The 25,996-nt window shown below is 72.1% G+C and carries 18 protein-coding genes and 1 riboswitch; of the genes, 11 read left to right on the forward strand and 7 right to left on the reverse strand.

Annotation, left to right across the window (positions count from 1 at the left end):
• Positions 1–4: 4 nt before the first annotated feature.
• The 4 genes from nuoL to recQ all read left to right on the forward strand — a co-directional run bounded on the left by nuoL (position 5) and on the right by recQ (position 7,536).
• Positions 5–1,996, forward strand: a complete 1,992-nt coding sequence (nuoL, locus tag ACFYO5_RS17060; RefSeq protein ID WP_388709409.1) for an NADH-quinone oxidoreductase subunit L — start codon at positions 5–7, stop codon at positions 1,994–1,996.
• 5 nt (positions 1,997–2,001) lie between these two features.
• On the forward strand, positions 2,002–3,573 hold the full coding sequence (locus ACFYO5_RS17065) for an NADH-quinone oxidoreductase subunit M (protein ID WP_388709411.1): 1,572 nt from the start codon (positions 2,002–2,004) through the stop codon (positions 3,571–3,573).
• Positions 3,570–5,219 (forward strand): NADH-quinone oxidoreductase subunit NuoN, encoded by a 1,650-nt coding sequence (nuoN, locus tag ACFYO5_RS17070; protein WP_388709413.1) that lies wholly within the window; start codon positions 3,570–3,572, stop codon positions 5,217–5,219. Before ACFYO5_RS17065 ends, nuoN begins: the two co-directional genes overlap by 4 nt.
• Positions 5,220–5,481: 262 nt before the next feature.
• On the forward strand, positions 5,482–7,536 hold the full coding sequence (gene recQ / locus ACFYO5_RS17075; protein WP_388709415.1) for a DNA helicase RecQ: 2,055 nt from the start codon (positions 5,482–5,484) through the stop codon (positions 7,534–7,536).
• A gap of 54 nt (positions 7,537–7,590) precedes the next feature.
• Here the strand turns inward: recQ and ACFYO5_RS17080 are convergent, their stop codons facing one another.
• Both ACFYO5_RS17080 and fahA read right to left on the reverse strand, forming a co-directional pair.
• Entirely contained in the window at positions 7,591–8,529 is a 939-nt protein-coding gene (locus ACFYO5_RS17080; RefSeq protein ID WP_388710372.1) for a M56 family metallopeptidase, read from the reverse strand.
• A 146-nt stretch (positions 8,530–8,675) separates the two neighbouring features.
• Positions 8,676–9,947: a fumarylacetoacetase gene (gene fahA, locus ACFYO5_RS17085; protein ID WP_388710374.1), complete on the reverse strand. Its 1,272-nt coding sequence runs from the start codon at positions 9,945–9,947 to the stop codon at positions 8,676–8,678.
• Between the two features lie 428 nt (positions 9,948–10,375).
• Here fahA and ACFYO5_RS17090 point away from each other — a divergent pair, with 428 nt between their 5' ends.
• The 4 genes from ACFYO5_RS17090 to ACFYO5_RS17105 all read left to right on the forward strand — a co-directional run bounded on the left by ACFYO5_RS17090 (position 10,376) and on the right by ACFYO5_RS17105 (position 16,810).
• Positions 10,376–11,752: a DegT/DnrJ/EryC1/StrS family aminotransferase gene (locus ACFYO5_RS17090; protein ID WP_388709417.1), complete on the forward strand. Its 1,377-nt coding sequence runs from the start codon at positions 10,376–10,378 to the stop codon at positions 11,750–11,752.
• Positions 11,753–12,104: 352 nt separating this feature from the next.
• Positions 12,105–14,489, forward strand: coding sequence for a lipopolysaccharide biosynthesis protein (locus tag ACFYO5_RS17095; RefSeq protein ID WP_388710376.1), 2,385 nt, complete (start codon positions 12,105–12,107; stop codon positions 14,487–14,489).
• A 123-nt stretch (positions 14,490–14,612) separates the two neighbouring features.
• A complete protein-coding gene (locus ACFYO5_RS17100; RefSeq protein ID WP_388709419.1) occupies positions 14,613–16,388 on the forward strand; it encodes a glycosyltransferase in 1,776 nt (591 codons plus the stop codon).
• The gene (locus ACFYO5_RS17105; protein WP_388709421.1) at positions 16,385–16,810 is read left to right on the forward strand and encodes a hypothetical protein; all 426 of its coding nucleotides are present in this window, start codon (positions 16,385–16,387) and stop codon (positions 16,808–16,810) included. The genes ACFYO5_RS17100 and ACFYO5_RS17105 overlap by 4 nt, the downstream gene beginning before the upstream one ends.
• A gap of 158 nt (positions 16,811–16,968) precedes the next feature.
• Here the strand turns inward: ACFYO5_RS17105 and ACFYO5_RS17110 are convergent, their stop codons facing one another.
• Positions 16,969–17,367: a hypothetical protein gene (locus ACFYO5_RS17110; protein WP_388709423.1), complete on the reverse strand. Its 399-nt coding sequence runs from the start codon at positions 17,365–17,367 to the stop codon at positions 16,969–16,971.
• A 189-nt stretch (positions 17,368–17,556) separates the two neighbouring features.
• Between ACFYO5_RS17110 and ACFYO5_RS17115 the strand changes: the two genes are divergently transcribed.
• Positions 17,557–18,465, forward strand: a complete 909-nt coding sequence (locus ACFYO5_RS17115) for a glycosyl hydrolase (protein ID WP_388709425.1) — start codon at positions 17,557–17,559, stop codon at positions 18,463–18,465.
• Positions 18,466–18,561: 96 nt separating this feature from the next.
• Here ACFYO5_RS17115 and ACFYO5_RS17120 read toward each other — a convergent pair whose 3' ends face one another.
• From ACFYO5_RS17120 to ACFYO5_RS17130, 3 genes are read right to left on the reverse strand one after another with little or no spacing between them, the layout of a single operon-like run.
• Entirely contained in the window at positions 18,562–19,371 is an 810-nt protein-coding gene (locus ACFYO5_RS17120; protein ID WP_388709427.1) for a polysaccharide deacetylase family protein, read from the reverse strand.
• Positions 19,368–20,798: a glycosyltransferase gene (locus ACFYO5_RS17125; protein ID WP_388709429.1), complete on the reverse strand. Its 1,431-nt coding sequence runs from the start codon at positions 20,796–20,798 to the stop codon at positions 19,368–19,370. The genes ACFYO5_RS17120 and ACFYO5_RS17125 overlap by 4 nt, the downstream gene beginning before the upstream one ends.
• Positions 20,799–20,834: 36 nt before the next feature.
• Complete coding sequence (locus tag ACFYO5_RS17130; RefSeq protein ID WP_388710378.1) at positions 20,835–21,908, reverse strand: GNAT family N-acetyltransferase; 1,074 nt, start codon at positions 21,906–21,908, stop codon at positions 20,835–20,837.
• A gap of 250 nt (positions 21,909–22,158) precedes the next feature.
• On the opposite strand from ACFYO5_RS17130, the gene ACFYO5_RS17135 reads away from it, so the two are divergent.
• Positions 22,159–22,983, forward strand: coding sequence for an HAD family hydrolase (locus ACFYO5_RS17135; protein WP_356560393.1), 825 nt, complete (start codon positions 22,159–22,161; stop codon positions 22,981–22,983).
• Between the two features lie 123 nt (positions 22,984–23,106).
• Here the strand turns inward: ACFYO5_RS17135 and ACFYO5_RS17140 are convergent, their stop codons facing one another.
• Entirely contained in the window at positions 23,107–23,586 is a 480-nt protein-coding gene (locus ACFYO5_RS17140; protein ID WP_388709432.1) for a transglycosylase SLT domain-containing protein, read from the reverse strand.
• A gap of 5 nt (positions 23,587–23,591) precedes the next feature.
• Positions 23,592–23,772, reverse strand: a riboswitch (cyclic di-AMP (ydaO/yuaA leader).
• A 1,089-nt stretch (positions 23,773–24,861) separates the two neighbouring features.
• On the opposite strand from ACFYO5_RS17140, the gene ACFYO5_RS17145 reads away from it, so the two are divergent.
• Complete coding sequence (locus ACFYO5_RS17145; RefSeq protein WP_356560391.1) at positions 24,862–25,872, forward strand: polyprenyl synthetase family protein; 1,011 nt, start codon at positions 24,862–24,864, stop codon at positions 25,870–25,872.
• The last annotated feature ends 124 nt before the right edge of the window (positions 25,873–25,996 follow it).

Consider the following 25,996-nt stretch of genomic DNA (forward strand, 5'->3'; position numbering starts at 1 on the left):
AATCGTGGAGAACCTGATTGCGCTGCTGATCGCGGCGCCCCTGCTCGGAGCGGCCGTCCTCCTGGTCGGCGGCCGGCGGCTCGACGCCGTCGGCCACTGGCTCGGCACACTGCTCGCGGCCGTCTCCTTCGGGATCGGCCTCGTCCTCTTCGCCGACCTGCTCGGCAAGGACGCCGACGCCCGGACACTCACGCAGCACCTGTTCAGCTGGATCCCGGTCGAGGGCTTCCAGGCGGACGTCGCCTTCCGGGTCGACCAGTTGTCGATGACCTTCGTCCTGCTGATCACGGGCGTCGGCTCGCTGATCCACCTGTACTCCATCGGGTACATGGAGCACGACGAACGCCGACGGCGCTTCTTCGGCTATCTGAACCTGTTCCTGGCGGCGATGCTCCTGCTGGTCCTCGCCGACAACTACCTGCTGCTGTACGTCGGCTGGGAGGGCGTCGGCCTCGCCTCCTACCTGCTGATCGGCTTCTGGCAGCACAAGCCCAGCGCCGCCACCGCCGCCAAGAAGGCCTTCCTGGTCAACCGCGTCGGTGACATGGGCCTGTCGATCGCCATCATGCTGATGTTCACCACCTTCGGCACCTTCGCCTTCGGCCCCCTGCTCGGCACGCACGAGGAGCCGGGACTCGTCGGAGGGGCCTCCGAGGCCACGCTCACCGGCATCGCCCTGATGCTGCTGCTGGCGGCCTGCGGCAAGTCCGCCCAGGTGCCGTTGCAGTCCTGGCTCGGTGACGCCATGGAGGGCCCGACCCCCGTCTCGGCCCTCATCCACGCGGCCACGATGGTGACCGCGGGCGTCTATCTGATCGTCCGCTCCGCGGCGATCTTCAACCTGGCGCCCGACGCACAGCTCGTCGTCACCGTCGTGGGTGCCGTCACGCTCCTGTTCGGTGCGATCGTCGGTTGCGCCAAGGACGACATCAAGAAGGCCCTGGCCGGCTCGACGATGTCGCAGATCGGCTACATGGTGCTGGCCGCCGGCCTCGGACCCATCGGCTACGTCTTCGCGATCATGCACCTCGTGACGCACGGCTTCTTCAAGGCCGGCCTGTTCCTCGGCGCCGGCTCGGTCATGCACGGCATGAACGACGAGGTCGACATGCGCAAGTACGGCGGCCTGCGCAGGTACATGCCGGTCACCTTCATCACCTTCGGCCTCGGATACCTCGCCATCATCGGCTTCCCCGGCCTGTCCGGCTTCTTCTCCAAGGACAAGATCATCGAGGCTGCCTTCGCCAAGGGCGGCACCGAGGGCTGGATCCTCGGCGGCTGCGCGCTGCTGGGCGCGGCCATCACGGCGTACTACATGACGCGCGTGATGCTGATGACGTTCTTCGGCGAGGAGCGGTGGAGGAACCAGCCCACCCGCTCCCCGCAGGCGCCGAGCGCCGAGCCCGCCGCCGCACAGGGCGGCGAGGCCGCGGCCGGCCACGGCGCCGCCGCGACGGCGGAGCCGCACCCGCACGAGTCCCCGAAGTCCATGACGATCCCCATGATCGTGCTGGCCTTCGGATCGGTCTTCGCCGGCGCCTTCTTCAGCATCGGCGACCGCTTCGTGCACTGGCTGGAGCCCGTCACGGGACACAGCCACGGCGACGCCCCGATCAGCGCGCTGACGGTCACCCTAGCCACCATGGTGGTCCTGCTGATCGGCGTCGCCCTGGCCTACGTCCAGTACGGCCGCCGCCCCGTCCCGGTCGTCGCCCCGCGCGGGTCCCTCCTCACCAGGGCCGCCCGCCGCGACCTCCTCCAGGACGACTTCAACCACGTCGTCCTGGTCCGCGGCGGCGAGCACCTCACCCGGTCCCTGGTGTACGTCGACCACACCCTGGTCGACGGCGTCGTCAACGGCACGGCGGCCTCGGTCGGCGGCCTCTCCGGGCGCATGCGCAAGCTCCAGAACGGCTTCGCGCGGTCGTACGCGGTCTCGATGTTCGGCGGTGCGGCGGTCCTCATCGCCGCGACCCTGCTGATGAGGGCGGTCTGATACCGATGTCCTTTCCCCTGCTGACAGCGACGGCGGCGCTCCCCGCGATCGGGGCGGTCGCCACGGCCGCCGTCCCGGCCGCGCGGCGCAACGCCGCCAAAGCGCTGGCGCTGCTGTTCTCGCTCGCCACGCTCGTCCTGGCGATCGTCGTCCTGGTCCGCTTCGACCCGGACGGCGACCGGTACCAGCTCACCGAGTCCCACTCCTGGATCGCCGAGTTCGGCGTCCGGTACGAACTCGGCGTGGACGGCATCGCGGTGGCGCTCATCGCGCTCACGGCGCTGCTGATCCCGTTCATCGTCCTCGCGGGCTGGCACGACGCCGACCCGCTGGAGACCGGCAACAAACGGTGGCGGCCGACGCAGGGCTTCTTCGCCCTGATCCTCGCGGTCGAGGCGATGGTGATCATCTCCTTCGAGGCCACCGACGTCTTCCTCTTCTACATCTTCTTCGAAGCCATGCTGATCCCGATGTACTTCCTCATCGGCGGCTTCGGGGACCGGGCCCACGAGCACGGCGAGGAGACGGCTTCCACCCAACGGTCGTACGCGGCCGTGAAGTTCCTGCTCTACAACCTGGCCGGCGGACTGATCATGCTGGCCGCGGTGATCGGGCTGTACGTGGTCGCCGGGAACTTCTCGCTGACGCAGATCGCCGAGGCCCGCGCCAACGGCTCGCTCGACATGGCGACGAACACCGAACGCTGGTTGTTCCTGGGCTTCTTCTTCGCCTTCGCCGTGAAGGCGCCCCTGTGGCCGCTCCACACCTGGCTGCCCAACGCCATGGGGGAGGCCACTACCCCGGTCGCCGTCCTCATCACGGCGGTCGTCGACAAGGTCGGCACCTTCGCGATGCTCCGCTTCTGCCTCCAGCTCTTCCCGGAGGCCAGCAAGTGGGCCACGCCCGTCATCCTCGTCCTCGCCGTGATCAGCATCATCTACGGCGCGCTGCTCGCCGTCGGGCAGCGGGACATCAAGCGGCTGGTGGCGTACGCGTCGATCTCCCACTTCGGCTTCATCATCATGGGCATCTTCGCGATGACCAGCCAGGGCCAGTCCGGCGCGACGCTCTACATGGTCAACCACGGCATCTCGACGGCCGCCCTGATGCTGGTCGCCGGCTTCCTCATCTCGCGGCGCGGCTCGCGGCTCATCGCCGACTACGGCGGTGTCCAGAAGGTCGCCCCCGTGCTCGCCGGCACCTTCCTGATCGGCGGTCTCGCGACCCTGTCGCTGCCGGGACTGGCGCCGTTCGTGAGCGAGTTCCTGGTCCTGGTGGGGACGTTCTCGCGCTATCCGGCGATCGGCATCGTCGCCACGTTCGGCATCGTCCTCGCCGCGCTCTACACCCTCGTCCTCTACCAGAGGACGATGACCGGTCCCGTCAAACCCGAGGTCGCCGCGATGCCGGACCTCCGCGCGCGTGAGCTGATGGTCGTCGCCCCGTTGATCGTTCTGCTGATCTTCCTGGGCGTCTACCCGAAGCCCGTCACGGACATCGTCGACCCGGCGGTCAAGCAGACCCTGTCCGACGTACACAAGAAGGACCCCCAGCCCGAGGTGGAGGCGGCCAAGTGAGCACAGCAGTCGTCCACAACCTGTGGACAACCGCGGCCGACCCGATCTCGAAGATCGACGCGCCGAAGATCGAATACGCACAGCTGTCGCCCACCCTGATCGTCGTGGGCGCGGCCGTCGTCGGGATCCTGGTCGAGGCATTCGTGCCGCGCAGAGCCCGCTACCACGCCCAACTGTTCGTGTCCGTCGTCGCGTTGGTCGCCGCGTTCGCCGCGGTGGTCGCGCTGGCGGCGGACGGATACGGCACCACCAAGGCACACATCGCGGCGATGGGCGCGATCGCGGTCGACGGACCGGCCCTGTTCCTCCAGGGCACGATCCTGCTGTCCGCCCTCGTGGGCCTGTTCACCTTCGCCGAACGGCGGCTCGACCCCGAGACCCACGGCAACCGGGTCGACTCCTTCGCCGCCCAGGCCGCCTCCGTGCCCGGCAGCGACAGCGAGAAGGCCGCGGTCAAGGCCGGATTCACCACCACCGAGGTCTTCCCGCTGCTGCTGTTCGCCGTCGCGGGCATGCTGGTCTTCCCGGCGGCCAACGACCTGCTGACCCTCTTCATCGCCCTGGAAGTCTTCTCGCTGCCGCTCTACCTGCTGTGCGCGCTGGCTCGCCGCAAGCGGCTCCTGTCGCAGGAGGCGGCGGTCAAGTACTTCCTGCTCGGCTCCTTCGCCTCCGCGTTCACCCTGTTCGGCATCGCGCTGCTCTACGGATACGCCGGCTCGGTGTCCTACGCGACGATCGCGCAGGTCGTCGACGGCACGGTCACCGACGTCAGCCCGGCCCTCGCCGACACCATGGGCAACGACGTGCTGCTGCTCATCGGCGCCGCGATGCTCGTCATGGGTCTGCTGTTCAAGGTCGGCGCCGTGCCGTTCCACATGTGGACACCGGACGTCTACCAGGGCGCGCCGACCCCCGTCACCGGCTTCATGGCCGCCGCGACCAAGGTGGCCGCCTTCGGCGCCCTGCTGCGCATCCTGTACGTCGTGCTGCCGGGCCTGCGCTGGGACTGGCGGCCGGTCATGTGGGGCGTCGCGGTCGTCACGATGCTGGGCGGCGCGATCGTCGCCATCACCCAGACCGACATCAAGCGGCTGCTGGCGTACTCCTCGATCGCGCATGCGGGATTCATCCTCGCGGGTGTCATCGCGACCACGCCGGACGGCGTCTCGTCCGTCCTCTTCTACCTGGCCGCGTACTCCTTCGTGACGATCGGCGCGTTCGCCGTGGTGACGCTGGTGCGGGACGCCGGCGGGGAGGCGACGCACCTGTCCAAGTGGGCCGGGCTGGGCCGACGGTCGCCGCTGGTCGCCGCGGTGTTCGCGGTCTTCCTGCTGGCGTTCGCCGGTATCCCGCTGACCTCCGGGTTCGCCGGGAAGTTCGCCGTGTTCAAGGCGGCGGCGGAGGGCGGTGCGGCACCGCTGGTCGTGGTCGGTGTGATCTCGTCGGCGATCGCCGCGTTCTTCTACATCCGCGTCATCGTCCTGATGTTCTTCAGCGAGCCGCGGCCCGATGGCCCCACCGTCGCCGTGCCGTCGCCCCTGACGATGACGACGATCGGGGTGGGCGTGGCGGTCACCCTGGTGCTCGGCGTGGCACCGCAGTACTTCCTGGACCTGGCGAGCCAGGCGGGAGTGTTCGTGCGCTGACCCGCGGAGTCCGTGCGACGGCCCCGGTTCCCGCGGAGGGAGCCGGGGCCGTCGTCCGTGCCGTGCCGTGCCGGGTCCGGCACGGTGGGCGGAAGGGTGCGACGGGCGTCCGGGGCGGGTGCTCGCCACCGGGCCGGATCCGGCCGGCCGCTCCACGGTGGGGCCGACGGATCACCGCGAGCCTGTGGACAACTCCGACGGTGTCGGTCCGGACCCCTATCGTGGACGCAGTGGTCGAGGACGACGTACGGGGGACGGGACGATGCGAGGGACGGGCGGGATCAGCGAGATGCCAGCAACCACCGAGATGCCGGGGACGGAGAGCGAGGCGCTGGCCACGCTCCACCGGGTCTTCGGGTACGAGGCCTTCCGGGGCGAGCAGGGCGAGGTCATCGAACACGTCGTGGCCGGCGGGGACGCGGTCGTCCTCATGCCGACCGGCGGCGGCAAATCGCTGTGCTACCAGATCCCCTCCCTGGTCCGACCGGGTACGGGCGTCGTCGTCTCCCCGCTGATCGCGCTGATGCAGGACCAGGTGGACGCGCTGCGGGCCCTGGGGGTGCGTGCCGGGTTCATGAACTCCACGCAGGACTTCGACGAGCGGCGCACCGTCGAGGCCGAGTTCCTCGCCGGCGAGCTGGACCTGCTGTACCTCGCACCGGAGCGGCTGCGCCTGGACAGCACGCTCAACCTGCTGTCGCGCGGCAAGATCGCCGTCTTCGCCATCGACGAGGCCCACTGCGTGTCCCAGTGGGGGCACGACTTCCGCCCCGACTACCTCGCCCTCTCCCTGCTGGGAGAGCGCTGGCCCGACGTCCCGCGGATCGCGCTCACGGCCACGGCCACCCACGCGACGCACCAGGAGATCACGCAGCGGCTGCGCATGCCGACGGCCCGGCACTTCGTGGCGAGCTTCGACCGGCCCAACATCCAGTACCGCATCGTGCCGAAGGCCGACCCCAAGAAGCAGCTGCTGGGCTTCCTGCGCGAGGAGCACGCGGGCGACGCCGGCATCGTCTACTGCCTCTCGCGCAACTCGGTGGAGAAGACCGCCGAGTTCCTCTCCCGCAACGGCATCGAGGCCGTGCCCTACCACGCGGGCCTGGACTCGGGCACGCGCGCGGCGCACCAGTCGCGGTTCCTGCGGGAGGAAGGCCTGGTCGTGTGCGCGACCATCGCCTTCGGCATGGGAATCGACAAGCCGGACGTGCGGTTCGTCGCCCACCTCGACCTGCCCAAGTCGATCGAGGGCTACTACCAGGAGACGGGCCGTGCGGGCCGTGACGGACTGCCCTCGACGGCCTGGATGGCCTACGGCCTGAACGACGTCATCCAGCAGCGCAAGATGATCCAGTCGAGCGAGGGAGACGAGGCGTTCCGGCGCCGCGCCGCCGCCCACCTCGAGTCGATGCTGGCGCTGTGCGAGACGGCGCGGTGCCGCCGCGGACAGCTCCTGGCCTACTTCGGCCAGGAACCGGACCCCAAGGGCTGCGGCAACTGCGACACCTGTCTCGCACCGCCCGAGACCTGGGACGGCACGGTCGCGGCGCAGAAGGTGCTGTCGACGGTGGTGCGGTTGCAGCGGGAGCGCGGCCAGAAGTTCGGCGCGGTGCAGATCGTCGACATCCTCATGGGCAAGCGCTCGGCCAAGGTGATCCAGTTCGACCACGACCAGCTGTCGGTGTTCGGCATCGGCGAGGAGCTGTCCGAGGGCGAATGGCGGGGCGTCGTGAGGCAGTTGCTGGCGCAGGGCCTGCTGGCCGTCGAGGGCGACTACGGCACGCTGGTGCTCACCGAGTCCAGCGGTGAGGTGCTGCGGCGCGAGCGGGACGTGCCGCTGCGCAAGGAGCCGAAGAAGCCGACGACGGCGAAGACGGCGGCTTCGTCCTCCGGCAGGGGCAAGGCGAAGGCCGCCGCGGTCGAACTGCCCGAGGCACTCCTCCCCGCCTTCGAGGCGCTGCGCGCCTGGCGCGCCGAACAGGCCCGTGAGCAGGGCGTTCCGGCCTACGTCATCTTCCATGACGCCACGCTGCGGGAGATCGCCACGGCGTGGCCGACGTCCGTGCGCGAGCTGGGCGGGATCAGCGGAGTCGGCGAGAAGAAGCTGGCGACGTACGGGGAGGGGGTGGTCGGCGTGCTGGCGTCGCTGACCCCGGCCGGCGGGGCGTCGGACCCGGCATCCGGCACTGCTGCGGACTCAGGAGCGGCCTCATTCTCCGCCCCGGCACCGGACGGGGCGCCGGTGGCCTTCGCGGACGGACCCGAAGACCACTGGCCCGAGATGGACGAGGAGCCGGAGCCGGACGACTGGAGATAGGCGACCGGCCACGAGGGACCGGGGCGGCGTCTTCGAGCCGTCCCCGGTCGGTGTTCAGCTCAGTGCGGTCAGCCCCGGCGCGAAGGTGATCAGCAGCGGGAGCAGGGGGACCAGCGCCGCCAGGGTGGTCGTCAGGGCCCGGTGTCTGCGCAGCAGCCGCGGCGGTGGCTGGAGGAGGCGGTCCACGCGTTCGCCCAGCAGGCGGCGGGAGGACGCGCAGGACAGGACGCCCCGGTGCTGGTTCAGCTCGATCAGCGCGAGGGCCGTCGTCAGGTGACCGCAGCGGCGGGACGCCGTGTCGTCGGCGGAGAGTTCGACGAGGCGGTGGGTCTGGTCGCAGAAGTGGGCGAACAGCGGGATGCGCGGGAAGCCGGTCGCCAGGGCCGTCGACAGGTGCAGCAGCCAGTCGTGGTGGGCGCGGGCGTGACCCCGTTCATGGGTGAGGACCGCGTCGATCTGGTGGGAGGTGAGGCGGTGCAGGGCGCCGGTGGTCACGATCAGCTGGGGCGGGTTGCCGGGCATCCACCAGGCGTCCGGGTACTCGTCCTCCAGGACGAGCAGTGGCCCGCGGGCGGACGGCAGTCCCGCGGGCAGGTCGGGGGCGCGCTCGCGCAGATGGGCGCGGGTCCGGCCGCGGCGCCGGCGGGCCTCGAACAGCTCGCGGCCCAGCATGGCGGTGGTCCAGGCGGCACCGCAGGCCAGCAGCAGGGTGAGGGCCGCCGCCCACACCGGGGCGGTGGAGAGGTCGTACGCCTCCGTCACGGCCGGCGGCGCCGGTGCGAAGACCTGGGTGCGCACGGTGTGGAAGACGGCGGCGGCCCCGAGCACCAGCGCCGTCAGACAGCACAGCAGCACCGTGGCGACCAGACACTGCCACACCCACAGCGCCACCACCGGCTCCCGCTCGGGCCACGCGGCCCGGGTCAGCGCACGCGGGACCGGCAGGGCGGCGGTGAGGGCGACGACGCTCAACAGGAGCAGGCAGAGGGTCATTGCCATGGGCTCCGGATCCTGGTCGGGAACGACGGGGAGGAACGGGTCGGAGGCGCCGGACGGGGCCGTGCTCCGGGACGGTACGTGCGGCGGGCCCGGTGCGAGGACCGTTCCCGCCGCCAGTATGACGGCGCGGACCGCCGTAGTCAGCCCGCGAGAACCCGCCCGCTCACCTCGCCCAGACCGACCCGCAGCCCGTCCGGGCCCGGGGCCCACGCCGACAGGGTCACCACGTCCCCGTCCTCCAGGTACGTCCGCTTGCCATCGGGGAGTTCCAGGGGGTCGCGGCCGTTCCAGGTCAGCTCCAGGAGGGAGCCGCGCTGGTTGTCGGCCGGGCCGCTCACCGTGCCGGATCCGTAGAGGTCACCGGTGCGCAGGGAGGCGCCGTTGACCGTCAGGTGTGCGAGCTGCTGGGCCGCCGTCCAGTACATGGTGGAGAAGGGGGGCTCGGAGACGACGTGGCCGTTGACGGCGACCGAGATGCGCAGGTCGTAACCGGCGGGATCGGTGGCGGAGTCGTCGAGGTAGGGCAGCAGGGGGTGGGTGCGCTCGGGGGGTGAGAGCCGCGCGTCCTCCAGCGCCTCCAGCGGGGTGATCCACGCCGACACCGACGTGGCGAAGGACTTGGCGAGGAAGGGGCCGAGGGGGACGTACTCCCAGGCCTGGATGTCGCGGGCCGACCAGTCGTTGAGGAGGCACAGGCCGAAGACGTGTTCGCGGAAGTCGGTCAGCGGGACCGGGTGTCCCTGTCGCGACGGTGTGCCCACCACGAAGCCGACCTCGGCCTCGATGTCGAGCCGCCGGGACGGGCCGAAGACGGGGGACGGGTCGGTGGGGGCCTTGCGCTGGCCCGACGGGCGGACGACGTCCGTGCCGGAGACGACGACGGTGCCGGCCCGGCCGTGGTAGCCGATCGGCAGGTGCTTCCAGTTCGGCAGGAGGGTGTCGGCGGCGTCCGGGCGGAAGATGGCGCCCGCGTTCCGGGCGTGGTGCTCGGAGGCGTAGAAGTCGACGTAGTCGGCCACCTCGAAGGGCAGGTGCAGGGTCACCGACGAGAGGGGGTGCAGGAAGGGGAGCAGCGTCTGCCGGTGGGCGGGGTCCGTGACCCATCCGGTCAGGGCGCGGCGCACCTCGGACCAGACCGTACGGCCTGCCGCCAGCAGCGGGTTGAGGGTCGGGCGGCTGAGCAGGGTGGCGTGCGGGGAGCCGATCGTCCGTGCTGCCGCACCGGCGTCGAGCACGTGGTCGCCGAGCCGGACGCCGACGGTCCGCTGCCCGGAGCCGGAGCCGGAGCCGGAGCCGGAGCCGGAGTCGGGGCCGGACGGGGCATGCGGGCCGGGGCCGGGGAGAGAGAAGACGCCGTAGGGAAGGTTGTGCGGACCGAAGGGGTCGCCCTCGGGGAGGTCGAAGGGGGCCAAGGGGGGCATCGGGTGCTGCCTCACTTTCGTGCTCGCCATCTGTTCGCCAGGTCTGCACATGCGTTCGCCAGGGCCGGGTCCCGGCCGTGCGCAGGTGCTCCGCGGGTGCTCTGCGGGTGCGCCGAGCCGCCGCACACGTTACGGCCGACCTCGTGGGAGGGACACCGGAGCCACACGGGAGTGACACAGGAGGTGGGGGACGAGGTGCCTCGTTCGGAGCGCTCCGCTTACGTTCGTGTACGGGAGGTTGTCCACAGGCGGGTCCGCAATCTTGACGGAGCGGTGCGAAAGGGGAGACTCTGGGCGGGTGCGGGAAGGCCTCGGGGAGGGGGCGTTCCCCTGGCACATTTGGGGGGCGGATGGCCACAGGGGAGGCCGGCCTCGGGTCGACGCGGCATGCTTCTCGGCCGAAACGGCTGGAAGAGACCATGCGCGGCCGACTCGGCCGGGAATGCGTGTACGTGCCGTCGTGCCGGTTCGGGCTGTTCGTGGCCTTGCGCCACTGGTGCCCGCCGGGCGGACGGGTGTTGATGTCGCCGGTGAACGACGACGTGATCTTCTTCGTGGTGCTCGCGGCCGGACTCAGACCCGTGCAGGCGCCGTTGAACCCGCTGGACGCGTCGATCGACGTCGAGGCGGTGCCGGACCAGACGTGGGACTCGCTGTCCGCGGTGCTCACCACGAACCTGTACGGCAATCCGGACGACGCACCGCGGCTGCGGGCGAAGTGCGACGCGTCGGGGATCCCGCTGCTGGAGGACGGGGCGCACGCCATCGGCAGCGAGGTGGGGGGCCGACCGGTCGGGACCTGGGGCGACGCCTCCGTCTTCAGCCTGTCCAAACATGTCGGCGCCAAGGCGGGCGGTTTCCTGTCCTGCGCCGACGAGGGCCTGCGCGAGGCGCTGGAGAAGACCTGTGAGGACCTGCTGCTGCCCGGCCGGCTCACGGCCGAACTGGCGTACACCGTCCGGCCGTACGCGGAGGCGGCCGTTCGTGGCCTGCGGCTGCGGCGGGCCGCGTGGGCCACGATGCGGATGCTCGGGCTGATGGAGCGCGAGGAGATCCGGATGCCCCTGCGGGCGGAGGAACTGGCCCGCGCGGTCGGTGCGGCGCCGGACCTCACCGCGAGCGACTCCTGGGTCCGGGTCGACATGCACGACTACCGGTTGCGTTCCGGCGCCCTGCGCCTGGGCCGTGTCGTCCGCAGGCTCGACCGTCTCGACGAGGTCCTGGCCGCCTGCCGGGCGGGCACGGCACAGCTGCTGTCCACACCGTGGGCACGACCGGTCCCGGGTGGTGGAGAGGACGAGGCCGCGGGACCCGGCGCGGGACCCGGACGGACGGCTGTGGTCCGGCCCGTTCGCCGTGCTGTCCCCGCGCCGGTTCCCCGTTCCGGCCCTGCGCCCGTCCCTCGACGGGCTTCTGCACGCGTGGCCCGATCCGTCCTCCAACCCGTCGGCCGTCCTGTCCTCCAACCCGTCGGCCGTCCTGTCGTTCGACCCGTCGTCGCTCCCGCCGTTCAACCCCTCTTCCGCGTCCCCCTGTTCGTCGCCGACCGGGATGCCGCCGTCGCGGCTCTCGCACGGCGCGGCATCGTCGTCGGGTACCTCTACGACCCGCCGCTCGACGACTACGCGGGCGCCGGCTTCACCGACCTCTCGCCGGATCCGGCGGGGGCCCGCTGGTTCGCCCGGCATGCGCTGCCGGTCGATCCGTTGCGGGCGCGGCAGGTCATCGACGTACTGGAGGAGTCCGGCGTGCGGCCGGCCGAGGCGCCGGGAGGGCTGGAGCCGACCCGTGGCTGACACCCAGGCCGGAACACCTGCCACACCCCACGCCGGCACCTCGGCCGCAACGCGGGCCGGAACCGGAGTGGGGGCACCCGCCGGCACGGGACTCGGGGGCCCCGCCGCTACGGGACTCGGGGGCGGTCCTGGGCGCGGGGCACCCGTCGGAACCGGAACGGGAACCCGGGAGCGCGCCGGGGTCCGGGCCGGGGCGTCGGTGCCGGCCGACTCACCGGTCGTGGCCGGGTCCTCGATCCCGGCCGAGGCACTGTCGGGTGGTCCCGGTGGCGGGAAGGACGCCGAGGCGCCGCCGGGTGGTCCCGGGGGCGGACGGGAGGCCGACTCGCTGTTCCGGAACGCCTATTTCCTGATGCTGAGCACCGGTGTCTCCGCCGTGCTCGGCCTCGGCTTCTGGCTGGTGGCCGCCCGCTACTACACCGAGGAGGCCGTCGGACAGGGCTCCGCTGCCATCGCCGCGATGCGCCTGCTGGCGAGCATCACGGCGACGACGATGATCGGCGCGGTCGTCCGCTTCGTCCCGCGCGCGGGACGAGCGACCGGCTCCCTGGTGTGGCGGGCCTACGCGGCGAGTTCCGTGGTGGTCGCCGTCGCCGCCGTCGTCTTCCTGCTCACGCTCGACCTGTGGGGGGCGTCGTACGCGCCGCTCGGCACGACGGCCGCGGGCGCGGGGTTCGTCGTCGCGTGCGTGGCCTGGGCGCTGCTCACCCTTCAGGACGGGGTGCTGACCGGACTGCGCAGGTCCGGATGGGTCCCGATCGGCAACGCGGTGTTCTCGACCGGCAAGCTGATCCTGCTGATCGTTCTCGCCACCGCGCTGCCGGCGCTCGGGATCTTCGTGTCCTGGGCCGCGGCGATCGCCCTCTCGACGCTGCCGCTGGGCTGGTTGATCTTCCGCAGGCTCATTCCGCGTCAGGCCGCGGCCGACCGCGACCTGGAACCGCCCGGAGCCCGCGAGATGGGCCGGTTCCTGGCCGGGGACTCGCTAGGGGCGCTGTTCAGCCTGGCGATGATCAACCTGCTGCCGGTGATGGTCGCCGTCCGCTTCAGCGCGGCGGAGAACGGCTACTTCTACGTGGCGTACACCGTCGGCGGCACGATGGAGTTCATGGCCATCAACATGGCCTCCTCCCTCACCGCGCACGCCTCGCACGATCCGCGCCGGCTCGCCGACGGCGTCCGCGGGGCACTGCGCCGTATGACGCTGCTGCTGGTGCCCGTGGTGCTGGTGCTGGTCGTGTTCGCGCCGCAGATCCTGCTGCCGTTCCACGAGGACTACGCCGAACACGGCACCACGGTGCTGCGGTTGCTGGCCGCCGGGGCGCTGCCGCGCGTCGTGGTGGAGCTGTACATCGGGGTGTTGCGCGTGCAGGGCCGCACCGGCGTGCTCGCGGCGCTCCAGGGCGCTATGTGCACGCTGGTCCTGGGCAGTGCGGCCGTGCTGTTCACCCCGGCCGGGATCGCGGGCGCGGGGTGGGCGGTGCTGCTGAGCATGTCGCTGATCGCCGTCGTGTCGGTCGTCGGGCTGAAGTCGGCGCTCCGCGAGACCGACCGGGTGCCCGCCGACGCCCGGCCCGCCACCGTGGCGGCCGCCCCGCCCAGCGACCGGGTCGCCCCGGCCGCCCCTGCCGACGGCATGCCGCCGCGCGACCGCGCGCGCGGGACCCGGCTGAACGCCACCGCCGGGTACGGCACCAGCTGGGCGCGCCGGGCGGCGTACGAGCAGGCAGGCGTCGACGAGGACACCGTCGCGCTGTTCATAGGCCGCCCCGGATACGAGCGCGAGGCACTCCAGGCGGACACGCTCGCGGTGATCGTCCGCCCGCACAAGGGCTCACCACCGGTCGGGCGCGGCGCGGGGCCGGCCGCACCGGCGCCCGGCCGTCAGGGCGACGGCCTCTGGTCCGCGCGCGGACAACGATGGCTGTGCGCCGGGCTGTGGAGCCTCCTCGGCATCGCCACGGTGTCCTACGTGATGGCGATGCGGAGCCTGCCGTGGCTCGGCGGGCGGCTCACGGGAGGGCTCGCCGAGCCGTTGAGCGGGCGGGGGATGCTGGGGCTGCTGCCCGGCCCGGCGCTCCTGGCCGGCGGAGCGCTGCTGACGCTGTTCGTCGCCGCCGTGACGCTGCGCGTGCGGCGCGACGCGTGGCTGCCGGGTACGGCGCTGGGAGTCGTCGCCCTCGCGCTGCACGCCGTACCGGTCGCTCTCGGACGGGAACCGCGGGCACTGGATGGGACGTTCTACGCGCGAACGGCGGATTTCCTCGCGCGGACCCTGGGCCTCCCCGGACCCGGCCCGCTGCTGTGCTGGGCGCCGCCGGTCTGCCAGCTGCTGTCCCTGGTGCTGCTGTGGCTGCTGCTCGACCGTGTCGGTGAGCGCTTCGGCGACCGTCCGGGCGGGCGGCTGCCGTGGGCCGCGCGCTGGGGGATCGTCTATCTCGCCGCGGTGGGGGGCTGGGCGGCGAGAGAGGCCCTCGCGCCCGTCGCGCCGCCGATGCTCGGCCTGCTGTTCCTGCTCGTCCTGCTCCTGTCGCTGCGCCGCGCCGAGCCGCCGTCGGAGCCCGCGCCGGTTCCGCACAAGTCACGGGTGGGCGACGGACGCGGCGGCGCGGCCCGGCGCACGCCGGGCCTAGCCGGGCACCCCGCCCGCGGCGCCGCCCGCCCCACCACCCGCCGAACCAGCGACTCGTCCAGTGACTCGTTCAGTGACTCGTCCAGCGACCCGTCCAGCGACTGACCAAGCTCAGAGCCGAACCGCCAGGGGGGAACCGTCGTGCGTCCGCCAACCACTCCACAGGAGCGATCCGAGCCGGAGCCCGCGACCGTCGCGGACGCGCGGGACCAGGTGGGCCGTGAGCCCGTGAGCGATCTCTCCGACCTTCCGCCCGGACGCCCCTGGTGGCAGGCCGCGCTGCACCCGGCGCCCGCGCTGCTCGTCGCGCTCGCCCTGTGGGGCTGGGCGGTGACCCACACCGACGTCACCGCTCTCGACGACTTCGGTCTCGTCACCGCCGTGCACCCCACCTTCTGGGCGGGGCTGGCGCTGCTCACCGTCGGCTTCTGGATCACGCTGCGCGGCCCACGCCGCCACCCCGGCTGGGCGCCGGCGTACGTGGTGGGCCTGCTCGTGATGGAGCGCGCCACCCAGGCGGTGCTGTACCCGACACCCCTGTACGCCTGGGCGTGGAAACACGACGCGGTCGTCGACCACCTGCTGACGGCGGGCCGGCTCGAGACCGCGGACGCGATCGGCGACATGGCGGTCTACGACCAGTGGCCGGGGTTCTTCGCCGCCCAGGCCACGCTGGTCCGGCTGCTGGGAGTGGACTCCGCCGCGCGGTTCATGGCCTGGTGGCCGCTGGTCTGCGGCCTGATGCTGCTGCTCCCGCTGCTGCTGCTGTACCGCACGTTCACCGAGGACCGGCGGCTGATCTGGACCGGCGTCTGGATCTTCTGCGTCGCCAACTGGGTCGGCCAGGACTACTTCTCCCCCCAGTCCGTGGCCTTCGCCCTGCATCTCGGCGTGCTGGCCGTCGTCCTGCGCCGCTACGGCCGGCCCGGCGGGTCCGCCGCGCAGCAGCGGCAGGCCGTGTGGACGGTGCTCCTCACGCTGCTGGTCGTGGCCGTCGTCATCTCGCACCAGCTCACCCCGGGCATGCTGATCGTCTCGCTGGCCGCTCTCTTGCTCACCCGCCGCTACCGCGACAAGGTCCCGCTGGTCACGACCGTCCTGATCTTCCTGGCCTGGTGCCTCACGGCCGCTCTGCCCTTCCTCTCGGCCACGATGCCCGACATGATCCGCTCGGTCGGCGACATCGGAGGCAACGTCTCCACCGGCTACGGCGCCACCCCGACCGGCACCGGCGCGGTGACGACGTCCTGGGTGGCCCGGCTGCTGTCGGCGTCGGTGCTCCTGCTCGCGGTGCTGGGCGCACTGCGCCGGCCGGTGCTGCGGCACCGCGCGATGCCGCTGCTGTTGATCGCGGCGGCTCCGCTGCCGATGCTCGGAGCGGGCAGCTACGGCAGCGAGATGATCTTCAGGGTGCTGATGTTCACGCTGCCCGGCGCCGCCTTCTTCGCGGCGGCGGCCCTGCTGCCGCAGGTGCGCACCCTGACGGCGAGGGAGAGGGCCGGCAGCCGGGCCGAGCCCCGCCGGTACCTGTGGGTGCCGCTGCTCGCCCTCCTCGCCGGCACGCTCGCCTTCGTGCCCAGCTACTCCGGCAAGGACCGCATCAGCTACTTCCCGCCGGCCGAGGTGGACCTGGTGCGGCAGGTCGTCGACCAGGCTCCGGACGACTCCCTGCTGGTCGCGGCCGACCGCAACTACCCGTTGGCCTTCGCGGACTACTGGAGGGTGGAGCACTACTGGTTCCTCGACGACGGCCGCGAGCACGTCGACGCCATCGTGCGCGACCCGGCGCTCACCCTCGCCCGTGACATGTCCGCGGTGGTGTCGCCGGGCCGGGCCTATCTGCTGTTCAGCCGGGGGCAGTTCGCCGACGCCGAGATGAACGGGCTTCTCATGACCGGCCAGTTGGACCGCATCCGACGGTCCGTGGACGCCTCGCCCCTGTTCGAGCGGGTGGTGGGGAACGACGCCGGGGTGGCCTACGTTCTGAAGGAGACGGGCCGATGACACCGCAGGAACTGGTCGTACGGATGCTGCCCCCGTTCGGCGGCTGGCTGGCGCTGTCCGCGCTCGCGCTGCCGGACGGCTCCGTACTGCGGGGCGCGGCCATGGTCGCCTTCCTGGCGGCCGGGCCGGGCGCCGCCCTGCTGAGGATCTGCGGCCCCGCGCCGGCCGTGGTCCCCGCCGCGGGGCCCGTGGAGCGCCGGGACCCGGCCTTCGAGCGCCACTCCGACCTGCTCGAACGGCTGATGCTGGCCGTCTTCACGAGCGTGGCCCTGGTGCTGCTCGCCGGGACGGTGTTCATCGCCACGCACGCCTTCAGCGCGCAGCGCGTCCTGCTGACGCTCACGCTGCTCACCACGGTCGCCGCGTTCTGCCCGCGGCTGCGCGCCTCCCCGCCGAGGACTGCGAAGGGTTCTGCTCTGTGAGATTGCTCCACCCCGGCGACGGGCGCACCCCGCTTGACGGCGGTCGCACGCCGCTCAACGACGGTCGCATCCCGCTCGACGGCGGTCGCACCCCGCTCAACGACGGTCGCATCCCGCCGCCTGAAGACCGGTGCGCCGCCCCACCTGACGACGGCCGGTCAGGGGACGACGATGACCGCACCCCGCAAGACGGCGGCCGATTCCGCGGTGCCGGTGCCGGTGGCGGTGGCGGTGGCGGTGATGGCGAAGGTGACGGCCACGGCACGCGTCCGGAAGGCCATTCGTCCGGCGGCGACGGACGCGTTCCGCACGACGGCCGCCGGTCCGGCAGTGGTGACGGCCGTGCACCGCGCGACGGCCGCCGGTCCGGAAGTGGTGACGGACGCGTTCCGCACGACGGCCGCCGGTCCGGCCGTGGTGACGGCCGTGCACCGCGCGACGGCCGCCCGGTCGACGACGACCACTCGTCCCCCGGCGGCGCCGACCGCGCACAGCGCCGCCGGCGCCCGCGTGACCCCGGTTCCCGCGCCTCCCACCCGCTCGTTCTCAGCCCTCACACCCCCCGCTCCGAGCGTCCCCGCCCCCGCCTGCTCACCGTCGCCGCGGTCGCCTGTGCCGTCCTGACCGTCGTTCTGCTCCTGCACGGCGGTCTCGGCCTCGGCGACTCCGGTTCCGGTTCTGGTTCCGGACCGGGGCCGGGTGGGTCGCGGCCGGCCGCCCTCGGCGGGAGGTGCGCACCGACCGCGTTGCTCGAACCGCCCTGCGGGGCCTGGTTCGGCGCGTTCGTGCCGCACAGCAAGGACGACCTCGCGGAGAAGGTCCGCGGTTACGAGCGGCGCATCGGCCGCAAGCTCGACATCGTGTACACGTACCACGACATGTCGCTGGACCGGGGGGAGCGGCTGGAAGGGCAGTTGATCACCCCGGAGGAGCAGCGCGTCGCCGGTGAGGGGCATCTGCTGCTGTTGTCGTGGGAGAGCAAGTGGTGGGGCGGCACACAGGCCCAGCAGCCCACCTGGAAGCAGATCGCTGACGGTGACCTGGACGAGTCGGTCATCGACGTGCAGGCCGCCCGGGTCAAGGAGTTCGGGGAGAAGGTCTTCCTCTCCTTCGACCTGGAGATGGACACCCGTACCCCGGCCAACGGCACCCCCGAGGACTACGTCCGCGCCCACCGCCACATCCACGACCGGTTCCGGGAGCTGGGCGTGACCAACGTGGTGTGGACATGGATCACCACCGGCTATCTGGAGCACGCGGACCTGATCAGGCGGATGTACCCGGGGGACGACTACGTCGACTGGGTGGCCTACAACCAGTACAACTACTACCGGTGCCACAAGGCGGACTGGCTCTCCTTCGCCGAGACCCAGCGGGCCACGCACGCATGGATCCGCGAGAACATCTCCGACGACAAGCCGCTGATGCTCTCCGAGTTCGGTACCGCCGACGACCCGTCCCGGCCGGGACGGCAGGCCGAGTGGTACGCGCGGGTGCCGGCGGTCCTGAAGGGATTGACCGGCGTCAAGGCCGCGCTCCAGTGGAACTACCGCGATCCCGGCCCGCACTGTGACCTCGCGATCGCCGGCGACGCGTCCTGGGCCAGCCTGCGCGAGGCGGTCTCCGACCCCTACCTCAACCAGCCGTTCGGATAGCCCGCGAGACCCGCGCGCCCGGGCCGACCCCGCCCGCCAAGCCTCGCGAGATCCGCGAGATCAGTGAGATCCCAGGCCGCGTTTGGCCGATGATCGTTAGCCCGCGAACACGGGCCCGCGCAGCACCGCGCGGGCCCGCCGGTACCACCGCCACCCCACCGTCCTGGGCCCGTCCCGGTACGGCGCCACCCGCGCGCCCCCGCCCGCCAGCCAGTTCTCCACATCGGCGACGGTGTGGGAGCGCCGCACGATGAGCCGGGCGATGCGGTACGCCTCGTCACGCTCGGAACTCAGCGCGTGACGCACGGCGGTGGCCGTCTCGTACCCGGCGGCGGCCGCCATGCGCCGCACCCGCCCGCTGTTGTAGCCGTGCGGGTAGGCGAGGTGGCGCACGGGATGCCCGAGGACGTCCTCCAACGCGGCGCGCGAGTCGCGCAGTTCACGGGCCAGGTCACGTTGGGGCAGGGTGTCGAGCTGGGCGTGGGTGACGGTGTGGCTGCCGACCTCCATGCCGGACCGTTCCAGCCCGGCGGCCTGGGCCAGGGTCATCATCGGCGCGGGCGGCAGGAGACTGCGTCCGCCGGGGCTGAGCGCGCCGGTGGTGAGATAGGCGGTGGCGGCCAGGCCCCGGACGGCGAGCGCCTCGGCGGTCGGCCCCGGCAGGTCGGCGAACCCGTCGTCGAAGGTCAGCAGCACCGGACGGGAGGGCAGCGGCGCCCGCCCGGCGAGGTGGTCGGCGAGCGCACTCACCGTCACGGGCGTGCGACCGCTCTCGGCGACGGCGTCGAGATGCGTGCCGAACTGCTGCGGGGTGACGGTGAACTCCGCGATCCAGTCCGGTGGTCCGTCCATCACGGCGTGGTAGAGGAGGACCGGTATGGCGGTGTCGTCGCCCACCCCCGTCATCGCGGCCTCCCCGACGCCCCGGGGGTGCTCGACGCCCCGGGCATGCCCGACGGCCCGGATGGCCCGGACGCCCGTGCGGCGGCCCGCAGCGCACGTCGGGCCCGCAGGTAGCCGACCGGCCCGTACGCCATGCCCTTGCGTTGCAGCCGCGACAACCGGCGTGGCCACGGATGACCACGGTCGTCGTGTCCGCCCGGAGCGCCCTGGGGACCCTGGGGTTCCGCGTCCGCGTCCCGGACCGCCGTCAGCGAGCGGGCGTGCGCGAGTCCACGGGGCAGCCGGGCGAGGAACGCCGGCAGCAGGGCGGGCCGGTCGAGCAGGATCGCGGTGAGGTAGGCGGTGAGGCCGGCGCCGTAGCCGTACGCCTGGGTCTCCAGGTCCTGCCAGGTCTCGCGGTGGTGGTGCCAGACCAGGGCCTGCGGGGTGTAGTGCAGGCGGTGGCCCTGCGCGAGCACGCGGACGAAGCCGTAGAGGTCGTCGCCGCCGCGCGCGAGCGTTCCCGCCCCCGTCGCCGGGTCGAAGCCGCCGACCGCGCGCAGCACGTCGGTGCGGAACGCCATGTTCGCGCCCGAGCCGAACCGCCCCGCCGTGAACGGGAACAGCGGTTCGTCGTCGGGTGGGTCGGCGGGGTCGTACGTCCGTGGTGTGAAGCCCTTCGCGAAGCCGCCGTGGCTCTCCAGGAGCACCTGGGCGGGAGTGCGCAGCCGGGCCGGAAGGATCAGCCCGGTGGCGCAGCCGAGGTCCGGGTCGGCGGCGAAGGGCGCGGTGAGTTCGGTCAGCCAGCGCGCGTCGGCGACCACGTCGTCGTCGGTGAAGGCGACGACCTGGCCGCGCGCGGCGGCGAGACCGGTGTTGTGGGCGAGGGCGAGGCCGGGCACGGGCTCGGTGACGTACCGCACGCGCTCGGCGTAGTCGTGCGCGACCAGGGCGCGGGTCGCGTCCGTCACCGGGGCGTTGTCGACGACGACGATCTCGAAGTCGGGATGGTCCTGGGCGAGCATCGAGTCGAGCGCCTGGGCGAGCCGGTCGGCGCGTTCACGGGTGGCGACGACGACGCTGGTGAACGGGGCGGCGACCCCCGTGGACGCCGGTGCCGGTGCCGGTGTTGGTGCTGGTGCCGGTGCGGCGTCCGTGTGCCGCTGGGCCAGCGCGGTGAGGACCGTCCTCGGGTCGGCGCCCTCGGGCACCCGCCCGAGCAGCGTGGCGATCGGCCGACCACCCCTTCTGACCAGCAAGAACACCTCGCCGTGCGTGATGGGCGGGCTGCCCGGGCCGGGTCTCAGCACACCGCCGCCGCCCAGGCCGGGTTCCGGGCCCGCTTCCGGTACCAGTTCCAGTTCGGCGACCTGAACCGGACCGATCGCGAGGAACCTCTGGATCTCCTGCCGTACACGTGTCGCGTGGGACACGGATCTCCCCCCTTCCATGGCACCGCCGGGATGTCCGCGGCACCGCCGGGATCCTCAGGACCGGCGGAGCCGTCCGACGCCCTTCAACGCCTGTGCGGCCGCCGCCGCGAGCCGTGGCCGGTTGCGCACGAAGTGGTGCGCGCGGCGCGCGGGTTCGCGGCTGAGCCAGTGGAGTGCGGCGCCCGCCCCCGGACGCGTCCACGCTCCTTCGTAGACGGGCAGTTCGCCCGTCCTCAACGAGTCCTTGTACTCGGCGGCCCCCCGGCCGAGGTCGAGCAGGCCGATGCCCTCGGCGGCGGCCGCCTCGGCCATCCGCAGATGCAGCACCAGACCGGGCGAGTACTTCGCGTACTCCGGGTCGTAGGCCGGGAACCAGCAGGCCAGGACGGTCGTCGAGCGCAGCCCGAAGTGCGCGGCCACCGGCTGCCCGCCGGCGTAGAGGACGGACAGCGTGCCGGAGCAGTCCGGGCCGCGCGTCCGTGAGGCCAGCTGTTCCACGAGCCGGGTGATCCAGTCCTGCGCGAAGCGGTCCCGGCGGCCGGTCCTGCGGTACTGCGCGGATTTCCAGGCCATCAGCGTGCGCAGGGCGGCCGGATCGCGCTCGTCGAACACGAACCGCAGGTCACCGACCTGACGGCCGAGCCGACGCTCCTTGGCGAGCGTCGTCTTCAGGAACTTCGGCGACTGCGCGCGCAGGACGGACTCGTACGTTCCGTACCCCTTCTCCACGTCGATGACGTAGGAGGCGTACTCGGCCGACGCGTGCGGGACGAACAACTCCTGCCCCGCCTCCAGGTTGTCGAAGGCGAAGCTCGACAGGGAGCAGGCCCGCAGGACGTCGTCCGCGTTCAGCCCGAGACCCGGGCCGAGGACGGCTCCCTGGGAGTCCGAGACGCCGTACGCGAGGGCGTGGCCCTGACCGAGCCGGCCCCGCTCGTGGGGCAGGAAGCCGACCGGCTCGCGCCCCTCGTACACCACCGCCACGCGCGTGCGGGGCCGCACGCGCGCCACGGCGTCGGTGAACTCCGGTTCCATGAACGGGTTGCGCGGAGCCGCCGACGCGACACGCAGCGCGCGCCACCGCTCCTTCTCCCCCTCGCCGAGATCCTCCGGCTTCAGCACACGAATACGCCCACCGCTCAACCCGACCCCCCGATCAAGTCCCCGTCCCCCTGGACTGTCTGGACGGTACCGCTCCAGGTACTACGGGCGGTAGGTAGCGGACCATCTGGTTGCCAACCGGTGCATAGGCCTTCAACGTCCCTGTACCCGGCGTTGCGGCAGAAAGCCGTTTCTCGCCCGAACGGCACGGAAGGGGAAGGAGCGGGCGCCGAACTGGAGGTGAGTCGGAGCCCGTTGGGGTCCGTATTCTCTGATCATGGCCGCACCCACCGCATATGCCGCGCGCTGCGCGTACTCCCTCGTCGCCACCGACCTGGACGGAACGCTGCTCCGCGGCGACGACACCTTCTCCGACCGGTCGCTCGACGCGCTCGCGAGGGTGGCGGCGGCAGGGGCCCACCACCTGGTGGTGACCGGCCGGCCGGCGCCTCGCGTACGGCCGCTGCTCGACATCCTGCGCGGCAGAGGGCTCGCGGTGTGCGGACAGGGCGCGCAGCTCTACGACGTCGGGGCGGACCGTCTGCTGTGGTCGGTCACCCTGGACCGTGAACTGGCCGAGACGGCGCTCGGCAAGATCGAGGCCGAGGTGGGCGAGGTGTACGCGGCCGTCGACCAGGACGGCGTCGACGGGCTCACGCTCATCGAACCGGGCTATCTGATGCCGCATCCCACGCTGCCGGCCCTGCGCGTCGGAGTGCGCGACGACCTGTGGTGCGAGCCGATCAGCAAGGTGCTGCTGCGTCATCCGACCCTGTCCGACGACGAGTTGGCGGCGACGGCCCGTTCAGTGGTCGGCTCGCTGGCCACCGTCACGATGTCCGGGCCGGGCACGGTGGAACTACAGCCGTGCGGAGTGACGAAGGCGACCGGGCTGGCCCTGGCGGCCGAGCACCTCGGGCTGCGGCCCGAGGACACGATCGCCTTCGGTGACATGCCCAACGACCTTCCGATGTTCGACTGGGCGGCGCGCGGTGTGGCGATGGCCAACGCCCATCCCGAACTCAGGGCGGTGGCGGACGAGGTGACGACGTCGAACGAGGACGACGGCGTGGCCGTCGTCCTCGAAAGACTGTTCCCGTAGTTCACCTGGCGCCCCAGGCCACCTGGTTCCCTCGTTCTACAGGTTCCCGGTTCCCTGGTTCTCCCGGTCCCCGGCAGCCCGGTCCCCGGCTGTCCCGGCTCCCCGGCTCTCCTGGGGAGGCTGTCAGTAGGCGCCGAAGACGTTGTCGATCGAGCCGTACCGGTGGGCCGCGTAGTTGCAGGCGGCGGTGATGTTGGCGACCGGGTCGTACGGGTCGTAGGCCGTGCCGGCCACGTGGTAGGCGGCGAAGGTGGGGTCGATGACCTGGAGCAGGCCCTTGGACGGGATACCCGCGGCCGCGTTGGAGTCCCAGAGGTTGATGGCGTTCGGGTTGCCCGAGGACTCGCGCATGACGTTGCGGTAGATGCCGTCGTAGGTGCCCGGAATGCCCTGTTCGGCCATGATCGCGAGGGACTCGCGGATCCAGCCGTCGAGGTTGTCGGTGTACCCGGCCGTGGTGGTGGCCGTGGTGGCCGACGTCGTGGTGGCCGCGGAGGCGCTGGTGGAGCCGATGAGCGGAAGGGCCAGCACGGCGGCGCCGGTGGCGGCGACGGCGAGGGTGCGGGCGAGGCGGGTGCGGCGGTGCTGGGCGGCAGCAGGCATGACGAAAGGTTCCTCTCCGGCGCCTGCGAGGTGAGCTGTCGGGTTCGGGCTGGAAAGTGCCCGGCCGGCCGCCGTAGGGGTACGGCGGGACGGCTTCACCCCAAGCCGGTCCGGTACGTCCGTGACGTACGGCTCGGCGACTTACCTGGGTCCCCCGCTCCTGCCGTGCGTGAGTGTTGGTCAATGGGATGTCGGGCGGCGGCAGGATTAGGCGTCTGCCCGACAGGCCGGGAACGTATGCGAGAGCGCATGTCCGGAACAAGTGCCGGATTCACAGATCGCCCCTATTGACCTTGATCGGATGACTATGCCTGCTTGATCCTTTGTATTCGCCGGACGTCAACTCGCCGACGGCAAAGCGGAATCACAGCTTCCGGGTCTGGTCACCGGCAGGGCTGTGGAGTGAGCCAACTCACCAGCGTCCATAAGAAGGGTATAACGGGCATTGAGCCTCAAGTCCCTTTTAAAGGGGCGTACGTGGAAGGTGCTTCCGCCCGGTCCGGTGGAACACGCCCCCGCCGCCCTCCGTGCGTACACCTCTCGACGGGGAGTCGTTGCTGAGGCTCCCGCCGTTCGAGGCGCCGCGTGCACGTGGGTGGTGGGCGGGGCGGCCCGGTGCCACGCCGCGGACCTGTGCCGCCGTCTACGCACCTGGGTGCGCTGCGACTCGTACGTCAGCCTCGTGCGTCAGCCGCGGTCGCGGTCGCAGTGGGCGGTCGCGGTCGGAGTGGGCGGTGGCGGTGGCGGTGGCGGTGGGCAGTGGCGGTGGCGGTGGCGTCCGGGGGTGTCGGCCGGTAGGAGAGTCCGGCCGGGGCGTGCTCCGGGAGTGCCGACGCGGGCTCGGCGGCCGGTGGCCGCCGCGCGCGGGCGTGCGGGAGGGTTCCGTCGGGCAGACGGGTGCGTAGGTCCTCGTGGGCTGTCCCCCTAGGGGAAGGGCGAACGGATGCGCATGTGTGTGGCCCCCGTGAGGGCGGCGGGGCGAGTGTGTCGGACAGCTACCGCCGGGCGGGTGACGTGGGTGACGGGGCCGAGTCGCCGGCCCGTCTTCCCCTCTGCCCCGAACGCCCATATCGGCTGATCAGCAACATACCGGTCATCATCGGACGCCGTCCGCCCGCCTGAGGCGCGCCTCCCGGTCGGGCGAAGTTCGATACGGGGGGACGTGGGGCCTGTCGGTGATCGAAACGTGACCGGATACGCTGACTTGAGTGAGGGCAGCGACCTATCGACAATCCGCGTAATCGCCAGAAGACACCAGCAGACAGGAGACCCCTCGTGACCGTCGTCGGGCCGTTCGGGCTGAGCGTGCGGGACCAGGCTCTGGAAGCCGATGTCCAGGCCGGATTGACGGCTGTCGAGGAAGGCTTGCTCGAGGCCACCAAGAGCGAGGTCCCGTTCATCACGGAAGCCGCGCAGCACCTCGTCCGGGCGGGCGGGAAGCGGTTCCGGCCGCTGCTCGTGATGCTCGCCGCGCAGTTCGGCGACCCGTACGCCCCCGGCATCGTGCCCTCGGCCGTGGTGGTGGAGCTGACCCACCTGGCCACCCTGTACCACGACGACGTGATGGACGAGGCCGACGTACGGCGCGGGGTGTCCAGCGCGAACACCCGCTGGGGGAACTCCGTCGCCGTCCTCACCGGCGACTTCCTGTTCGCCCGCGCCTCCCACATCCTCGCCGACCTCGGACCCGAGGCGGTGCGGGTGCAGGCGGAGGCGTTCGAGCGACTCGTCACCGGACAGATCCTGGAGACGGCCGGGCCGACCGACGGCCGGGACCCCGTCGACCACTACCTCGACGTGCTCGGCGGCAAGACCGGATCGCTGGTGGCGGTGGCGTGCCGCTTCGGCGCGATGATGTCCGGCGCCGACGAGACGGTCGTGGACGTGCTCACCCAGTACGGCGAGAGGCTGGGCGTCGCCTTCCAGCTCGCGGACGACGTGCTCGACATCGCGTCGGACTCGCACGAGTCGGGGAAGACGCCGGGCACGGATCTGCGGGAGGGCATCCCCACGCTGCCGGTGCTGCGGCTGCGCGAGCGCGCTGCCCGGCTGGCGCTGCCCGAGGACGTCGCGCTGTGCGAGCTGCTCGACTCCGACCTGAGCGATGACGCTCGGCTCGCGGAGGCACTGGCCGCGCTGCGGGGGCACCCGGCACTGGAGCAGGCCCGGCGGGACACCGTGCGGTACGCCAAGGAGGCTCGGGCGGCGCTGGTGCCGTTGCGGGAGTGCGATGCGAAGGTGGCTCTGATGGAGCTGTGCGATGCGGTGGTCCACCGGGCGGGGTGACGCGTTGGGCGTCGGCTGGCGCCTTCCGCCCACCCACCCGCCCGACTCGGTACGTCGAGAGGCGGGCCTCGAACCGCCTCGGGGCTCCGCCCCGGACCCGGGCGGGGACTGCGCCCCCGCGAAA

Source organism: Streptomyces sp. NPDC006259 (genome assembly GCF_042870975.1).
Classification (GTDB): domain Bacteria; phylum Actinomycetota; class Actinomycetes; order Streptomycetales; family Streptomycetaceae; genus Streptomyces.